Here is a 15526-nt window from a genome sequence, read left to right on the forward strand (position 1 = left end):
ATTAATATACTACGAAACAAGCTCTTTTTGGACTCAAAATTTCCCATTTGATGCGATATAACGGATAGTTTTGCTAGATTCCGACAAGATGCGGCAAGAGTTGGGGGATTTGTCGGAGGGGATGTCCCTTAAGTCTTAGTAAATTATTTTGTTAAAATTACATTGGTGTATAATTGTTTCAGAGATTTTTTAAAATAGGGGGATGACGACAATTTGACTAAGAGGAATAGAGTGAGTCCGATGGATTGGGAGCGCATCGGTGATCAGAGGCAAGACGGGAAAATTGTAATTGGAGAAGCATGCAAAGTTTCTACGCCAGAAGGATTAAGTGTGGATTTTAAAGTTACCCTCTCAAAAGTTATAAAGGATTATGAAGAAACTCTAAAAGGTTTAAAGGATAGATAACGGCTCACGATTAACATCGTAAAAAATGGGCCGGGGACCACAGTCCTCAACCCATTTGTCACAGCCCCGCAAGGCAGGCTTCTTTGCAAACTTGTCTTATTTGTCTTCGTAGATTACAACGGATTTCGACTCTTCTTCCCATTTCACAACGGCTTTCAAAGCCTCGCTGACGAAACGGGCAGGTACTACGGTATTGCCTTCGACAATAGCCGCAGGCACTTCCAGCGTCACTTCTTTGCCGTTCACATAAGCCTTCGTGCTATCAACGAAAAGTTTAACGGTAATGCCATCGCGAGTAACCGTCACAGAGCGTTCTTCCGGGCTCCAGCTGACTTCCGCTTTCAGAGCTTCAGAGATGGCCCGGAAAGGTACAAGAGTGCTGCCCTCACGGATGAAAGGACGAACTTCCATGGAAGGCTCTTCGCCATTGACATACAATTGCACGCCGGATTTTCCAAGCTTCTCGTAAAGCTTGCCGAGCTTCTTGTAAGTATTGAGGTTCTTCACATTTGCTTTTACGGCTTCCTTCTGAACATAGACCGCATCGGTTACGTTACCTTGCTTGTCGAGCAGATCGGCTGCCGCGGAAAGCGCAGCGTCTTTTTCGATGATGGCTTCCAATTCAGCCTTCTTCTCGGCCGTAAGCTGAGTTTCGTATTTGGTCAACAGAAGATCGGCAAGCACAGCACCGGCCGGTTTGTCTTTTACATTTTCAATGGCGTTGAGCAAACCTTTATAGCCGTTTTTGCCGTTGTTTTCATAAGTCGCACCCATAACAGATGCCTTCGATTCTACCTCTACTTTAACTTTGACGTCTTTTTCTTTTGCAGTTTCGTTAGATGGAGCTGTGACTTCGGCTCTCTCGGCACGGTTGGCATTATCGGACTTTGCCAATGCGGAACCGGCCATCAGACTGGTTGCGACGACGCAAGATGCGGCGATCATCATAGGTTTTTTCATGTTCATAAATACTCCCCTTTGCTGGTTAAAAATTCTTGTTTGCATGAGCTCACTAAGTTGTTCGTTCCCATTAATTTTTTTGTGGGGAGTTCGGAAAAAAAATAAAAACTTTTAGTTATTGGACTCCACTTAATTTGTTGGAAACGATGCTCCGCTCCAGCTTTACATACAGCAGTTCCGTTCGTAAATCTTTACCCACGCTATGTAAGGCAGACACTATCTCTTCCGCAGTGAGCACATGGATCGTGTCCGCTTTTTTTGAAATATAATCCAAGATGACTTCGACGCATTCCTCGCAGCTTTCGATTTTATCCGCAAGCAGACGTTCTTCCTCAAGTAAAGTAAACACCACTATTTTTCGACTTTACGTTGAGTCATAAGCGCTAACAACACCCCTCCTAACCAACTCTTTTAATGGGGGCGCAGGAAAAATGCATCGAGTTTAGGCCGAGAACTATCAAGATTTAAACCTCCCCTGTTGTTCCCGTTAGCTCTTCGTTTCCTTGCAAACCTAATCCGTATTTGTCGGACAGACGTGCCGAACCCGTCAATTCCTTGTACAAAGAGCAGTATACCCGTTTAACCGCGGACGCTTCGCGGACATCTTAATGCGGGGCGATGGTTGGGGTAGATTTTTTGCTTGAACAATAATAAGAGCATCGTCCACCATGGGCGATGCTCTTGCATGTTTTTATTGAGAACAATTTAGCGTAATTTGACCGTGGACTTCGCTCCTGAAAATTCGAAAACAACGACCAGACTCTCGGGAGCATCCGCGACTTTGTCCGGCATTTCAATTATGGTAAAACCTGGGTAGTGGAATATAATCTCCGATATTCCAAACGAAAAGGAGCCCTTCCTCTTTTTCAGAGGGTCGAACTCCTTATCCCAAGATACCCGGTTTTCCTATTTTTTCGAGTTAAAGTACAGTGTGAATGTCAGATGTTTAATCGCCTGCTGGCTACTTGTGTTTCCATAGATACCGTCACCTTCGGCGATTTGACCGCATTAGCCAAGCGGAGCTAACTTGATATTCAACATAGAAAATTATGTAATATAATAAGCTTCATAAGCATGTGGCGGTACCCCTAAATGAAAAACGGTCACAAAATGGAGTGAATATCCATGTTATGACCATTCTTACACGTATTCTAAGTATTCATGTTACTCAATTGTGATGTCGTACTCCATTATCTTGGCTGTTGTTCGAGCAACTTCCGAACCTAGTAGTCGTTTAACAACGTGGAATGACATATTGATTCCGGCGGAAATTCCACCCGATGTCACAATGTTCCCTTCATCAACGAACTTGACATTCCTCTTTACAGTGACAGCCGGAAACTCATTCTCGAGTCTATCACAGCTGGCCCAATGAGTCGTTGCCATCTTTCCGTTTAGAAGACCTGCCTTCGCCAACAGAAGAGCACCTGTACAAACGGATAGCATCAGTTCAACATTACCCATACGCTGCGAAATCCACTGAATGACTTTCTCGTTGTAAATCTCCTTCTCTCTGGCACCAATTCCACCAGGAATCACCAAAATATCAAAATGTGGCGCATTGTCGAAACTGTAATCTGGCTGCACTTTCAATCCATTACAAGCCTGTATCAATTCTCCCGTCTCCGAAACTAGTTTCACGAGAAACGGATTGGATTCCGGAGTATCCATATCTTGATCCGAATATTCAGTAACGGAAAACACTTCGAAGGGACCAGCAAAATCTAGTACCTCAACATCGTCAAAGACAAATATACCTACACTCCACTTCTTTTTCATCATGGTTCACACTCCTAGGTTCTTTTATACTCCATTTTAGTATACTACGCCTCGATCGCCTAGTAGGGATTCCAGCTTTTTGTGTAAACAGGCCTCTTGCTCCAGCCTTAGCCGCCGGCCATCTGGAGCGATCCCATCGCTTGCGGACGGCCGTTTTGCCTTCCCGTCGCGCCCCCTGCTTGCACTATCGAATTATTGCTGTCCTATTATTGCTCTATTATCAGAACGCGCGACTTCGGTTTATAATGAGTGGCAGAGGGGAGGCCCCAATATGGACGATGCACTATTTCAGTCGGTATACGAGACGATTTTGCAGCGCGACACCCGCTACGACGGGCGGTATTATATCGGAATCACATCGACGGGAATCTTTTGCCGGCCTTCGTGCCGCTCCCGCATTCCGAAGCCGGAAAACGTTAAAGTATACGGCAGTATCGAGGAAGCGCTACAGGCGGGATTCCGGGCATGCAAAAGATGCCGTCCTGAACAGCCGGGAGAGCATGGACCGGATGCGCAAATCGCTCATGCCGTGAATGAATTGATCAAGCGTCGCTACTCCGAGCCCTTGACGCTTGGCGACATGGGAGCGGAGCTCAAAATGAGCCCCTACCACTTGCAGCGCGTGTTTAAACGGGTTACCGGAACGACTCCCTCGAGGCAGTTGCTCCATGTCCGTATAGAAGAGGCAAAGCGGCTGCTTGCCGCAAGCGAACAGCCGATAACCGATATCGCGGCGGAAGTCGGTTTCCGCAGCCCGTCCCACTTTACATCCGTATTTCACAAGACAGTCGGCTGTACGCCGATGGAATACCGGGAAACCGCCGACGCCCGTTAAGCCGCTCAAGAAGGAGGCATACCTATGGAAAAATCGACGACCGACGTGTATTGGACAGACCTCAAGCACCCCAAGTTCGGGGATCGGCCGGTCTATCTGGCCGCTACGAAGCGGGGCTTATGCCGGATTACTTGGCCTAGTGAATCATTCGACACCTTAACTACATGGGTGATTAAACATATTCCGGGCGCCACGTTGATTAACGACCAAGAGCCGTTATCCGATTACGTCCGCCAGTTGAAGGAGTATTTGGAAGGAACCCGCCAAACGTTCGACCTTCCTCTCGATATGCGCGGTACGAAGTTCCAAACCGCCGTCTGGCAAGCGCTAACCCGCATTCCCTATGGCGAAACTCGCAGCTACTCGGGCATTGCCGGGGAGGTGGGCAGTCCCGCGGCCGTTCGGGCTGTAGGCACAGCGAACGGAGCCAACCCGATCCCCATCGTCGTCCCGTGCCATCGCGTAATCGGCAAAAACTCCGCGCTCACGGGGTTCCGGGGCGGTCTGCAGGTGAAGCAAGAGCTGCTCCAGCTGGAAGGCTTCGAAGATTTTACGCTTAAGGGACATGCCCGATTTCAGTTTTGACGTACTTGCGAATTCGCGCATACAAAAACTGCTCCCCAAAGCTGGATAGCTTGGAGGAGCAGTTTCCGTTTCCGGTCTATGCTATTCGGCTGGTGGCGTGAAGGTACGCTGCGCCAATTGGGCATCAAGCATGTAAAACGCATTGCTATCTTTATCGATACGGCGAAGCTTCTGAATGATGCTATCGAACGTGGATTCCTCTTCAACTTGTTCGTCGATGAACCACTTCAAGAAGTTGATCGTCGCATGTTCGCGCTCGTTCCAAGCGATATCCGACAACTCGTAGATGCGTTTCGTAACGGTTTGCTCATGAGCAAACGCATGTTCAAAAGCATCCAGCAGCGAATTGTACTCATTCTGCGGGTCCTCCATTCCACTAACATGGGCGCGCTTGCCCAGCGTATTAATGAAGTGAAAAATTTTCATGGCATGAAATTTCTCTTCCTCAGCCTGTACGATAAAAAAGTTCGCAAAGCCATCGAAGCTTTCCGACGAGCAATATCCGGCCATAGCCAGATACACTTGGGAGGAATAAAATTCGTAGTTCATTTGTTCGTTCAGCTTGGCGAGCAGGTTCTCACTTAGCATCAGGTCACGTCCCTTGTTCGTAGTCTATACTTCCAACACCTATACTTTAGTATGTTTTAACTCCTCACAAATGTAAAGCAATTTCTGGCACACCTTATTCCACAAAATAGTGTTCCCAAAATAAAGAAGTTCATAACCTCTTCAAAAGTCAGATTAGTTCACCTCCACCGATCGAATCACGCACTACCGATACGGCGAGTCATTTCTCCCTCAATCTAAATGCTGCATCTTCCATGAACGCCCGTAACAATCGCCAGCAAAACCATACAATATCTTATCCTGCGCAAAGGGGAGGATATTGTGGCTACGTTTATGGCTGCACGGCGAATGAAAAGAAAGATGGCCACACGCTTATTGAAAAAAAACGGGGTTTACGGGGTCGGAATAGGCTACAGAGATCCCGCGAATCCGAAAAAGGGCGCAGCCGTCATCATCTATACGGATAAGGTTTCTTCCGCAAGCCTGGGGCTCGTTCCCTCTATGTTTACCGCCAAAGCAAAGGGCAAAGGAGCCGACGTCCCGATCCGCATCGTCAAAACAGGAAAAATACGAGCGCACGCAAACTATACCGGTCGGATTCGTCCCGTGCCTCCCGGCTACAGTGTTGGTACTACGAAGGGTTCGGGAAGCGCAGGCCTTATCGTGACGAACCGTTCCAAGGCGGCAAACCGCTATTTGCTGAGCAATAACCACGTGCTGAATCCGAATAATGCAACCCGCACGACGGAAACGCTCCAGCCCGGAGGCGCCGACGGAGGCCGTCCGGGCACGGACCGCATCGGCCGTTTATACAGCTATGTAAAGCTGGAGAAAAACAAAGATAATTTTATAGACGCGGCGCTCTCCGTTCCTACCAACAACCGTCTGCTGAATCCAAACTATCCGACGGTCGGCGCCATTCCCGGTTATGTGACGTCATATCGGGTGGGAGAGCAATTCAAGAAAGTGGGGCGCACAACAGGCTTGGTGAACGGGAGGGTGGAGTCGATCGACACCGATATACAAATCGATTACGGCGGCCGACTGGGGGTTCTTAACTTCAAAAATCAAACGGTGATCCGAGGAACTACCCCCATCTCGCTGGCCGGCGATTCCGGATCGGTATGGCTCAGACGAGCGGACAATTACGCCGCGGCCGTCAATTTTGCAGGATCGTTGGACGGCCGTCTTTCCATAGCCTTCCCCGTCCGCTGGGCGATGCAGGCATTCGGTACGAAAGTGGCTCTGGCGAGCGGCGCAAGCAAAGTGAAGCAGGTGACAGCCGTGAAAACCTCCCGCGCCTATGTCCGCAAGCTGCCTGCCAATGTGCTTGCCCGAATCAAACCCAAAAAAGCTGTAAAACCCTAACAAACCACAGCTCTATAACGTAAAAAGCACTGAGCGCCACGGCCAGTGCTTTTTGTTTTAATCCTCGAACGATTCGCCCGATAAGTTTCCATCCAAAATATCGTCAATAATCCCGGCTACCTTAGCCAGGAAAGCTTTCCACTTGAGACCGGGCAGCAAAATCAACTCATCATGCTCGACATCCAGACTGCCCAGACATTTTTTATCTTTCACCCAGACAATAAAGCCCGTATTATCGTAATTTTCAATGTCTTTGACCAGGTCGATAAATTGCCTGCCTCTCCACTCTAACACTCTAACGTCGAATATCGTTTCGAATTCAATGTATTCGGTCGTTTTGCAATCTTTTAGGTCAATCCTTCGATTCTCAATCCCAAGCCATTTGATAATTTCAGCCGGCAAGCCCAGGCGCTTAAGCTCCTTCGCCCGATTATCCATTTCGTGCCAAATTGGAGGTTCAAATTGCTTGATGTACTCTTTCAGCTCCGTATGATTATTCTGTTTGGCATAAGAATACGCCCGGTCGCCGTACTTGTCCTTAATCGTGACGTCGGCGCCGTGCTCAATCAAGTACTTTACGATTTCGAAATGGTTGATTGAAGCAGCCATTTGGACAGGGGTCGTACAATACGGAAACACCTGACTGCGACCGTTAAAGTTGACATCGGCTCCATGCTCTACGAATAATTTGACGAATTCGAATTTTCCGTCATATGCGGCTTTACGAAGGGCATCTCCGCCTGCGTAGGCTCTCATATCGAAGCCCATCTCAAGCAAGGTACGGACTCCCTTGTGATTGCCGAAGGCAAGGGCCCTTCCCACAGCGGAATTCTTAACATGATCCAAAGCATTTAGATCGGCGCCCGCTTGTATCAATCTTTCAAATAGATCGCGCTTTCCGTAGCGGGCAGCGTAAGTTATTACAGGGTCCTGTTCATCGTTTAAATTGTCAAATAAGTACTTGTCCAATAAAATTCGGGCCAGAGCCAGCCGTTTGTACTCCAGCGCTTGGTTTAAAATATGGACGGAAAGCGTGCTCCCTTCCGACAATCCGTGCTTTTCCAATGTGGCCATGACAACCTGGTCTGTATCTTTGCTTTGGATGCGGCTTATAACTTCTTTTTCAAATTCCGTCATGTTGAGCCTCCTAATCGAATCCAAAACCTCTTGACGACATTGCCGTCATCCTCCGTGAATTCGGACTCAAACCTGCCGCCATGCTTCAAAATCGTCTTCTCCGAGCCAAGATTGTCCTTGTCACAGGCCAGCAGCACTTGGTCCAATCCCATCGCTTTCGTGATTTGCAGCGTCTGAGACAGCAGTGCGCTCGCATAGCCTAACCGCCTATAGCCGGGGCGTATGCCATACCCAATATGGCCGCCGCTGTTCAGAAGCTTTTCGTTTAAGCGATGACGAATGTTAACTGCACCTACGACAAGGCTCTCCTCGTTAAGCAGCCAATAGGTCGAATGAGGCACCCAATGAGGATTGCTTACTTTCTCCTCGCTGTCTTCGGCATACAGAAACTCCAACATCGCTTCGAAATCGCCGGGAGCTTGACGGACAACCCAGGGGACCATACGTTCCCCGCTGTTTATCCAGTCCGCATAGAATGACAAATACGGCTCCCGGTATTCCATCGAAGGTCTGACTAACCGGACCTTGTTCATCCGAATCCCTCCTGCCTTTGGCCTATTTTCCATTCACGATTTGGTCTATTATAGCTTCCCTCCCTCCTATTGGCAATGGAGTCGCTACGGGCATCCGCCCGATGAACACAAAAAATAAAGAACGAGCTCAAAAACAGCACGACGGTGGCAGAAGATGTGTCCCATATCATGCACTTCGAGACGATAAAATCAAGCCTCCCAGACTTCTTCCGATCCCCATCTTAAACCCCTCTCCTAAAATCGTTAACGTCCACACAACATGCGCTTGACTGCAATATGATATTTTAGAAAATGCACGTGCTAGCAGCAGCAAACCAGCCCCATTTATTCCAACAGATATTGCCGCTAAAGGTATGATCACAAGTTGGAGTTGGTGATATTCTGATGATCTATACAGCTCTCGGAGATTCCATTACATTTGGCGAAAATGCCTCCTCTTTGGCAAAGGCATATCCTCAATTGAGCGTGTCCGTTTTAAATTCGGACTCGCGCAAGGTACGCGGGTTTGTTCTGGCGCAGCCCGGTTGGAACAGCGATGATCTATTGGACGCCGTGATATGGCGGGGAGCCTCCGTAATCAGCCTTTCCTCCGTAGTTTCCGTATGGATTGGCGGAGTGGATTTAGCCAATGCCGCGCTGGCTTCCTTTAGAACCAAGCAGCCGCTAGCTGTACAACACCTTGCAGCCGGATACAAGCGTAATTTAAGTGACATTTTTGCCCGAATAAAAAAAGGAAGCCGGGCCCGGATCGTTTGCTGCACGCAATACAATCCGTTTCCGAACACTCCTCTTGCGGTTGAGGCGATAGGCCGATTGAATCGGACCATCAACGAGCTCGCCCATAGCTGCAATGTCACTGTGGTTCCGGCTCATACGTGGTTTGAAGGAAAACAGGCGGAGCTTCTGCATGGATATCGGAATGGCAGGATTGAAGATGCATTAAGCAGATCAATGCCCATCCATCCAAACAATCGGGGACACCGGGTGATTGCCACGGGATTGGTCCCGTATCTGATTCCTCGCAAATAGGTGCTCTTCCATGATGCTTCTCTCTGGAGGGCAGAACATTCTTCACAGAGCGCTCAACGCAAGGAATATCCTGAATGGGGCAATCATGGCGTCGGATCGAAGCGCGGTATGAATCGGCTTGAAGCCTGGAATTCATCTCCACTTTCATCAAGCTTCGCAAGATTTAGAGTTGGGAGACTTCTTTCAGAAGGAAGTTAAAGTTTTGGAGACGAATCGTGGTTGGTAAAACCACAATTCGTCCCTTATTTATTTCATCGTTTCGGAACGGGTAATCGGCAGCTTTTGTTCTGCGGTAAAGCCGATCGTTTCTCCGTCTCTTAAAGTTACGTTTTGTTCAACAATATAACCGGAAATGTCGATCAGAAAATCACGCAGCTCGGCAGGAGAGGCCTGACTGTCCAGCACTTCGATTTCATCTGGCATTTATGTCGACGGAGAGAGTCTCAAAATCAAGTACTAATCCCTCCCCCGGGTGAGGGAAAGTATCCCCATCGTCCATTTAGGCCGCTCCCAAGCGAGACCTACTCACAATGACATTCTTAACGCGGATTCTTCCCTCTACGCTTTTCTCTAAAAACAAAAGCACCGACCATTTGGTCGATGCTTTTGTTTTTTTATGGAGACGAGCCATGGCTAGGTAAATCCACAATTCGCCGCCGCGTGATGCTGAAGTTATCTGAGGAGGTAACATAGCTCACACCCGTGCTGCCACCGTCAATTCTTTGGAATCAATCACCAATCCAGCAGTTTGGATGAAATCAAAGCCCAGAATACCGTCGATCTCCATACCGTAATTCATTTCTCCAATCTCCACTTCAAAGCCTTCCAGAGAAGTTCCGCCTGTCCTCACAAAGTCAAAAAACTTGGAGTACACAACTTCTACTCCTCCTACACCCCTAATCTTGTTCAGAACATCCCCAGGCTCAACCTTAACCCCGATACCATCCACTACGTCGGCGCTGAATATCGTTCCCGCCGAACCAGTATCAAGCAAAACATGCTTCAAGTGAAGTTCTTCTCCCCGGTAACAAATCGTAACTTCCACAAATGGTAGCCCGTATTTCACTTCGATATTCATCTGGACCCTCTTACCCCTGCCCATTTCTCGCGGAGCTTCAACGTTTCACGAGATGTGTGAAAAAAGCCATACTCCCGATAAGGCTGCTCCCGATGCAGTTCATAATAGCGCTTCATTGCCGCTGAGGAATCGCCAAAACGATCAATAAGTGCCACTTCTTCAATGAACCAATAGCCGTCTTCTGAATGAGACTTCAAAGCCTCACAGACTACCCACTCATCTGGAAACTGCTCTCTAACCTCTTCCCAACGCACTCTCGTCACCTCCGAAAGGTACTACTTTCTTTACATTAAGTATAACATATAAAAAAATAAAAAAGCCCAACCATAAAAACAATTGGTCAGGCTAGTGCACGATGGCGTAAGTACCACGGTATAGATAAGTTAGATTTTCAGGAGCTTTCCAGCATAAGTCCAACGAAAGGGCTTGGCGAGATGCTCATTGTAGTATTCAATAAAATCTGCAATACGTTGCTCTAAATCTTCAACCGACACAAAGCTGGCGCGTTTATTCAGTAAACGGCGAGAGTATGCTAAACCAACATTCAATTTGGTTAAGCCAAGAAGAATGTTTAGGCGTGTAGATGAGACGAATGCGATGAGTTGGGTCGGCAAGGAACGCAGCGCGGGACTCCATTGTTTTCAGAACGCCGGACTTGCCCTTTTCGCCCAGTTCTTCTTCCGGTATGCCGCACTGTGCAGCCACGAAACGGACAAGAGACTCCGACTTATGCGTGTTCAATTGATCCATAATGAGCAAGTACGATGCTGCTGGATCGAGGCTGATCACTTGGCGGATATGCTCCACAAAGTCTGCTTCATTGCGTGTCGCCTGGATCATCGGAGTGATCAACTTGCCCGTGACCACATCGCGCGAAGCGGTAAGGCTGGTCGTACCATGCCGGATGTATTCCTGTTCGATACGCTCCACTTGCCCCGGCTTCATCGGTTTTGTGGCCTGTGCGCGTTCTAACGCCTGTATACCCGTTTTTTCATATGAACACCTTGCTCAGCCAGTTCCATCGCTTCCTGATAAGCGACACAAACTTGTATACCTCAAGATCGTCGATCTTCGGATTGAGCCATCCTTTGGTCTGATGGGGTTTCAAATCCGCTTCGTTTTAAAAAACGCCCGACCTGACGCGTCGAAATCGAGGAAACGATGTCGCGTTTTACCGCTTCCCGGGCAAGCAATCCGGGAGTCCAATGGCTAAACGGCAGTCCCAAGCTTTCAGGTGTCTGGCAGGCTAAGGTCATGATATGGGCGACTTCCTCGGCCGTAAACGTAGACGGTCTTCCTGAACGTTGTTCGTCGGTTAAGGCCGCCTCGATCTTCGCTTTCAGCGCATGAGGGCGATGGGTTTCAACTTGTTCCAGTTCCGTCGCAAAGGTAGACCAGCGCTTTCTCCACCGCTTTACTGTATCGACACTCAGTTTTAGACGTCGAGCCATTTCACAATTGTTGACGTCTTGTGCGGCCAGTAAGATGATCTTCGCTCGCTCGATAAAATGCAACGGTGTGTGGGTTCCTTTGGACATCTTCTCCAGCACCTTTCGTTGCCGTTCGCTGAGTATGATTTTAATCGCTGTTTGTTTATTTATGGCATATCCATCCTATCCTATGAATCTTTTGCTTCCCAGTATATCATAGATTCATATCCATTGGATAATTCAGCCATCGTGCTAGAATCAACTACTTCAGGTACGTTAGTCGAATATGAGTCCAAGCTATTTTCCTTCACAGTTATCGTATACTTCCGATTTGTTTCCCCGTCTTGATATGTAGTTATCCACTCAGCCTCAGAACAAAAGCGATGAAATGTTAAACGTCCAATCCCATTTTTTCCGTGTGTTGTAGATTGAACATTCCTTATTCGAACCGTAGGAATCGACTTGTTTCTCCGACTCATAGAAAGGAGTAAACTTTCCCTCCAAATCCTTTAAATTGGTTAATCAACAGGCGTGAAGTCATGTAGTCCTTAAATCTCCCGTTTAAACTCATCCAAAGTCAAACAAGGTTTGATGGAGGCCTGATCTTTAAAGATTAAACTTAAATCGACATTCTCTCAGTAGTTCATATCCGGCTCCTCAATCCATTTTTCAACGGATGGCTCAGTTATCGGCTTCCAATCGTCAATTTTAGAAAGATGAGTTAGTATGTTCACATAAGCTCGGCATAACTCTTCGTATCCAAATACAATTCCCTCTGGAATTAGCTCATAAATCTGCTCCCATAGTCGTTCGAGCTTAACTAAGTTGGCCTCAGCAGCTTCAAATGTGCGGATGGTTTTATCAAGTGAACTTTTTATTTGCTAAGGCATCCCATTTGGCCTCCCTCTACGCAAGTCATTAACTCGTAAGAACTATTAAATGTCCACTTCTACAGTACCTTTCGATCAACATCAGCTTGAGCTAATCTATTGGCACTGTTCACCAATTCAGACCAGATGGCATTTCTTCTAACCTTGATTTGATTAGAGATTTGCGTCAACTGTGACTGACCTACAAGTAATTCCTGCTCAAGCTTTTTCCGCTTTGCATCAATATCACGATCTACATTTGCGATATCTGCTTGTGGAACACCTAACCTGGGATCAAATACAAAATTACGTTCTATCGTACTGCGCCAAACGGTTAGCTTTCTTGTATACGATGGTCCGAATCCAGGTACCTGCCTAATCGCATTGGCATTAATATCAGATGCTGTCTCAATACCAAACGATTCCAGCGTTGCTTTTCTACTAGGGCCAATACCTTCTATTTTGGCGTCCTCAATTCTATACCGTTGAAGATAAGCGTGTAATTGTCTATTCCTTTGTTGCGATTCAAGTTGTTTTAGTTTCTCGGCTCTCAGACCTGCAAGCCCTTGATATTCTCGCCTGGCATTCCCTAGCTCACTCATCTTCTTAGAAAACGCCTCGTGTCCTGCTTCTCTTGCCCATCTTGTTGATAAATGATTCCATGCTTGCTCTGCTTCTTTATACTTCTGGTTTAATTCTTGTTTCAACTGATTACCGTCGCTGTCCCTCAATGCTACTGTAAAAATAACGCTTGCCAGCACGATGAAAATCCACCCAGCGGGATATAAGAACAACATCAGTATTCCGAGCATCGAAGGAACAACAGACAAGTACTTCTTCTTCTTCCTTGTTCTTGCTTGCTCAACGACTGATTTAGAGGGGCTAATTCCCTGTATGGGTATAGCAGGTACAGCAGGGGCCGAGCCTGGCGAAGAAACCGCTACAATTTGAGCCCATACTGATTCCAATTTAAACGTGCTGAGAGATTGATTACTCAATGCTACGAGCGTCGGGAATAGAACTACGCCTGTTTTTCCTTCGAGTTCGCACCAAGGACACGAACCTAACATGTCTGGAAAGCTATGCTCTTCTTTATGAGAGCATTTTTTCAATTGGTTGGTCATCTTACTAAGGACAGCGACCCATTCCTTAGCACTCGGCCTGAATCCTCTTCCTGTTCCTTCTGTAGAGAACGCCCTCTCAAATAAGGCTCCAACACTCGACGGCAGTGCCTTTAATGCGAGCGTACCTGGAGGAGGCTGCATCATTTTTGCCGCGGCAGAGCTACTATATGCGAATCTGAATTCCTTAATTGCTTTTTCAATTAGCATTTCGCCTGGGCCAAGATACCTCCCAGAAAAAGGATGTCTACCCATGAATAATAGTAAAAAGATAAATACGGCCAATCCAAAATTGTCATGATTGTATGTTCGAACAACATCCCTGAACGACGAAATATCCTGAAACTCAGGCGGTTGATACATGGGGATACCGACTTCACACTTGTACTGAGTCCCATGAGATACGATCTGAAAACTATCGCAATCAACGATCATAACTGTACCCTTATCAGTTACGTAGAAGTTCCCATGATTCACATCACCAATTACATGGCCGCTTTCATGTACAGTGGCAAATGCACGAGCCAAATTTGCAGCTGTATGAACAAGAAATGGAAACGTTGTCCTTGGAAATTCATTTAATTTGGCCTTTGGGCTATACAAACTATGTATTGCTTTGCCTGCAAGCCTGGGCATCAGGAATCCAATGATCTCATTGCTTTTATTCCGAAGAACGTCTACTGGCCAAGTAGTAAAACTCAGCAGTGATTCATTCTTCAAATCGACCATTGTCTTTATCTTCTCTTGCTTAATTGTACTTATAGATTGATGATAAACCTTCGCAACAACCGTAGAGTCCGATTTTACCTCGTATACAGAGCCTTCCCCGCCCCTACCCAGTTCGTTCCCCAGATACAAGGTTCTTCCGCTACCACTAATCGCATTTGTTACTATCTTCATATATAAGTCTTCTTCGAAGAAGGGCTTCTTCGTGTAGCCAGAATTAGTGTTTTATCATCGTCGGTACGGTCATTAATTTGATTTGATGAAAGGTATGCAGCTAATGATGTCACGAATTTATCCGTTCTCATTTCCGTTTGTGTCCTAAGCGCATTAAAAAAGGGGCGAAAGAAAGGAGTATGAGCGCTCTGTGACTGATAATGCAGTGCTAAGCGTTGCAACCCATCGGTGAATAGCGAAACCTCATCTGTTACTTTTCCAGTGTGGATACTGAACTGCAGCTTTTCTTTTGCCCTAGTCTCCGTGACAAAGTAAGTTGTATTTTCGTATTCACCCTGCTGGGGCCAAAACTCCCACGTATACGTATCGATATCATCAGGTGAAGCTACAACAATTGCCCCATCGCCAATCTGGGCAAACACAGCCGTTTCATTAGAAATTACTGCAGAAATGAAAGTACAGGCAAACTCACGGGCTGGGAGTTCCATTGCTACAGCTCTGGCATGTATTTCACTTTGAAACCTCAGTATCCATTCCTCATAAAATTCTTTCGTCAGTGCCTTTATCTCATTGCCTGTCTCCAAATATGCTCGCAGCTCGTCCACAAATAAAGAACAGGCCAGAGCTGATCCAATGTCTGAGCATTGAGCACTTCCTGCACCATCAGAGGCTATGGCTACCAATACTTGTTCTCCATTCAAATCATTCAGTACCTCACAAGCAGATGAATCTTGGCAAGGTTTCCCGCTTTTTTCGTGAGAGGTCCCAATTACAGATGCGTTGGCATACCTCCATGTTGCCACTAGATAGTCCCCCAGCCTTCTGGTGTAACTGGATTTTGAAGCTGGACCTGTATAATGCTCCCATAGGTTGAGACACGGGAGAGTGAAAAATAAGTTATAATGAAGCTATGGAAAAACGGAACCGATA

General features: G+C 47.0%; 17 protein-coding genes and 1 pseudogene. 5 read left to right on the plus strand and 13 right to left on the minus strand.

Going from position 1 to position 15526, the window contains the following annotated elements; all coding sequences use genetic code 11:
• The first annotated feature begins 231 nt into the window (after window positions 1-231).
• Window positions 232-405 carry a hypothetical protein gene (locus NLX71_RS22725; protein WP_254366053.1) on the plus strand — a complete coding sequence of 58 codons (174 nt, stop codon included), beginning with the start codon at window positions 232-234 and terminating at the stop codon, window positions 403-405.
• 96 nt (window positions 406-501) lie between these two features.
• Here NLX71_RS22725 and NLX71_RS22730 read toward each other — a convergent pair whose 3' ends face one another.
• The 3 genes from NLX71_RS22730 to NLX71_RS22740 form a co-directional block, all read right to left on the minus strand.
• Window positions 502-1365, minus strand: a complete 864-nt coding sequence (locus NLX71_RS22730) for a copper amine oxidase N-terminal domain-containing protein (RefSeq protein ID WP_375377950.1) — start codon at window positions 1363-1365, stop codon at window positions 502-504.
• 115 nt (window positions 1366-1480) lie between these two features.
• Window positions 1481-1717: a hypothetical protein gene (locus NLX71_RS22735; RefSeq protein WP_254366055.1), complete on the minus strand. Its 237-nt coding sequence runs from the start codon at window positions 1715-1717 to the stop codon at window positions 1481-1483.
• Between the two features lie 812 nt (window positions 1718-2529).
• Complete coding sequence (locus NLX71_RS22740) at window positions 2530-3144, minus strand: DJ-1/PfpI family protein (protein WP_254366069.1); 615 nt, start codon at window positions 3142-3144, stop codon at window positions 2530-2532.
• Window positions 3145-3415: 271 nt separating this feature from the next.
• Here NLX71_RS22740 and NLX71_RS22745 point away from each other — a divergent pair, with 271 nt between their 5' ends.
• Together NLX71_RS22745 and NLX71_RS22750 are read left to right on the plus strand one after the other, a co-directional pair.
• Complete coding sequence (locus tag NLX71_RS22745; protein ID WP_254366056.1) at window positions 3416-3979, plus strand: bifunctional transcriptional activator/DNA repair enzyme AdaA; 564 nt, start codon at window positions 3416-3418, stop codon at window positions 3977-3979.
• A gap of 24 nt (window positions 3980-4003) precedes the next feature.
• Window positions 4004-4564 (plus strand): methylated-DNA--[protein]-cysteine S-methyltransferase, encoded by a 561-nt coding sequence (locus NLX71_RS22750; RefSeq protein ID WP_254366057.1) that lies wholly within the window; start codon window positions 4004-4006, stop codon window positions 4562-4564.
• Window positions 4565-4645: 81 nt separating this feature from the next.
• Here the strand turns inward: NLX71_RS22750 and NLX71_RS22755 are convergent, their stop codons facing one another.
• Window positions 4646-5152 (minus strand): ferritin, encoded by a 507-nt coding sequence (locus tag NLX71_RS22755; protein WP_254366058.1) that lies wholly within the window; start codon window positions 5150-5152, stop codon window positions 4646-4648.
• 297 nt (window positions 5153-5449) lie between these two features.
• On the opposite strand from NLX71_RS22755, the gene NLX71_RS22760 reads away from it, so the two are divergent.
• Window positions 5450-6499: a chymotrypsin family serine protease gene (locus tag NLX71_RS22760; RefSeq protein ID WP_254366071.1), complete on the plus strand. Its 1050-nt coding sequence runs from the start codon at window positions 5450-5452 to the stop codon at window positions 6497-6499.
• 57 nt (window positions 6500-6556) lie between these two features.
• On the opposite strand, the gene NLX71_RS22765 is transcribed toward NLX71_RS22760, so the two are convergent.
• Together NLX71_RS22765 and NLX71_RS22770 are read right to left on the minus strand one after the other, a co-directional pair.
• Window positions 6557-7636, minus strand: a complete 1080-nt coding sequence (locus NLX71_RS22765; protein WP_254366059.1) for an ankyrin repeat domain-containing protein — start codon at window positions 7634-7636, stop codon at window positions 6557-6559.
• Window positions 7633-8169 (minus strand): GNAT family N-acetyltransferase, encoded by a 537-nt coding sequence (locus NLX71_RS22770; RefSeq protein ID WP_254366061.1) that lies wholly within the window; start codon window positions 8167-8169, stop codon window positions 7633-7635. Before NLX71_RS22770 ends, NLX71_RS22765 begins: the two co-directional genes overlap by 4 nt.
• A 384-nt stretch (window positions 8170-8553) precedes the next feature.
• On the opposite strand from NLX71_RS22770, the gene NLX71_RS22775 reads away from it, so the two are divergent.
• On the plus strand, window positions 8554-9198 hold the full coding sequence (locus tag NLX71_RS22775; RefSeq protein WP_254366063.1) for an SGNH/GDSL hydrolase family protein: 645 nt from the start codon (window positions 8554-8556) through the stop codon (window positions 9196-9198).
• 246 nt (window positions 9199-9444) lie between these two features.
• Here the strand turns inward: NLX71_RS22775 and NLX71_RS22780 are convergent.
• The 7 genes and pseudogenes from NLX71_RS22780 to NLX71_RS22810 all read right to left on the minus strand — a co-directional run.
• Window positions 9445-9615: pseudogene (locus tag NLX71_RS22780) on the minus strand (DUF4261 domain-containing protein); the annotation flags it as partial.
• A gap of 277 nt (window positions 9616-9892) precedes the next feature.
• Window positions 9893-10276: a retropepsin-like aspartic protease gene (locus tag NLX71_RS22785; protein ID WP_090676209.1), complete on the minus strand. Its 384-nt coding sequence runs from the start codon at window positions 10274-10276 to the stop codon at window positions 9893-9895.
• Window positions 10273-10530 carry a hypothetical protein gene (locus NLX71_RS22790; RefSeq protein WP_254366064.1) on the minus strand — a complete coding sequence of 86 codons (258 nt, stop codon included), beginning with the start codon at window positions 10528-10530 and terminating at the stop codon, window positions 10273-10275. The genes NLX71_RS22785 and NLX71_RS22790 overlap by 4 nt, the downstream gene beginning before the upstream one ends.
• A 253-nt stretch (window positions 10531-10783) precedes the next feature.
• Complete coding sequence (locus tag NLX71_RS22795) at window positions 10784-11257, minus strand: transposase (protein WP_309248980.1); 474 nt, start codon at window positions 11255-11257, stop codon at window positions 10784-10786.
• Window positions 11258-11331: 74 nt separating this feature from the next.
• Entirely contained in the window at window positions 11332-11814 is a 483-nt protein-coding gene (locus NLX71_RS22800; protein WP_254366067.1) for a helix-turn-helix domain-containing protein, read from the minus strand.
• An 841-nt stretch (window positions 11815-12655) separates the two neighbouring features.
• Window positions 12656-14596, minus strand: coding sequence for a helix-hairpin-helix domain-containing protein (locus tag NLX71_RS22805; RefSeq protein WP_254366068.1), 1941 nt, complete (start codon window positions 14594-14596; stop codon window positions 12656-12658).
• Window positions 14593-15399 carry a PP2C family serine/threonine-protein phosphatase gene (locus NLX71_RS22810; protein ID WP_167670328.1) on the minus strand — a complete coding sequence of 269 codons (807 nt, stop codon included), beginning with the start codon at window positions 15397-15399 and terminating at the stop codon, window positions 14593-14595. The genes NLX71_RS22805 and NLX71_RS22810 overlap by 4 nt, the downstream gene beginning before the upstream one ends.
• Between the last annotated feature and the right edge of the window lie 127 nt (window positions 15400-15526).

Origin of the sequence: Paenibacillus sp. MZ04-78.2 (assembly GCF_024213375.1) — a bacterium.
GTDB lineage: Bacteria > Bacillota > Bacilli > Paenibacillales > NBRC-103111 > Paenibacillus_G.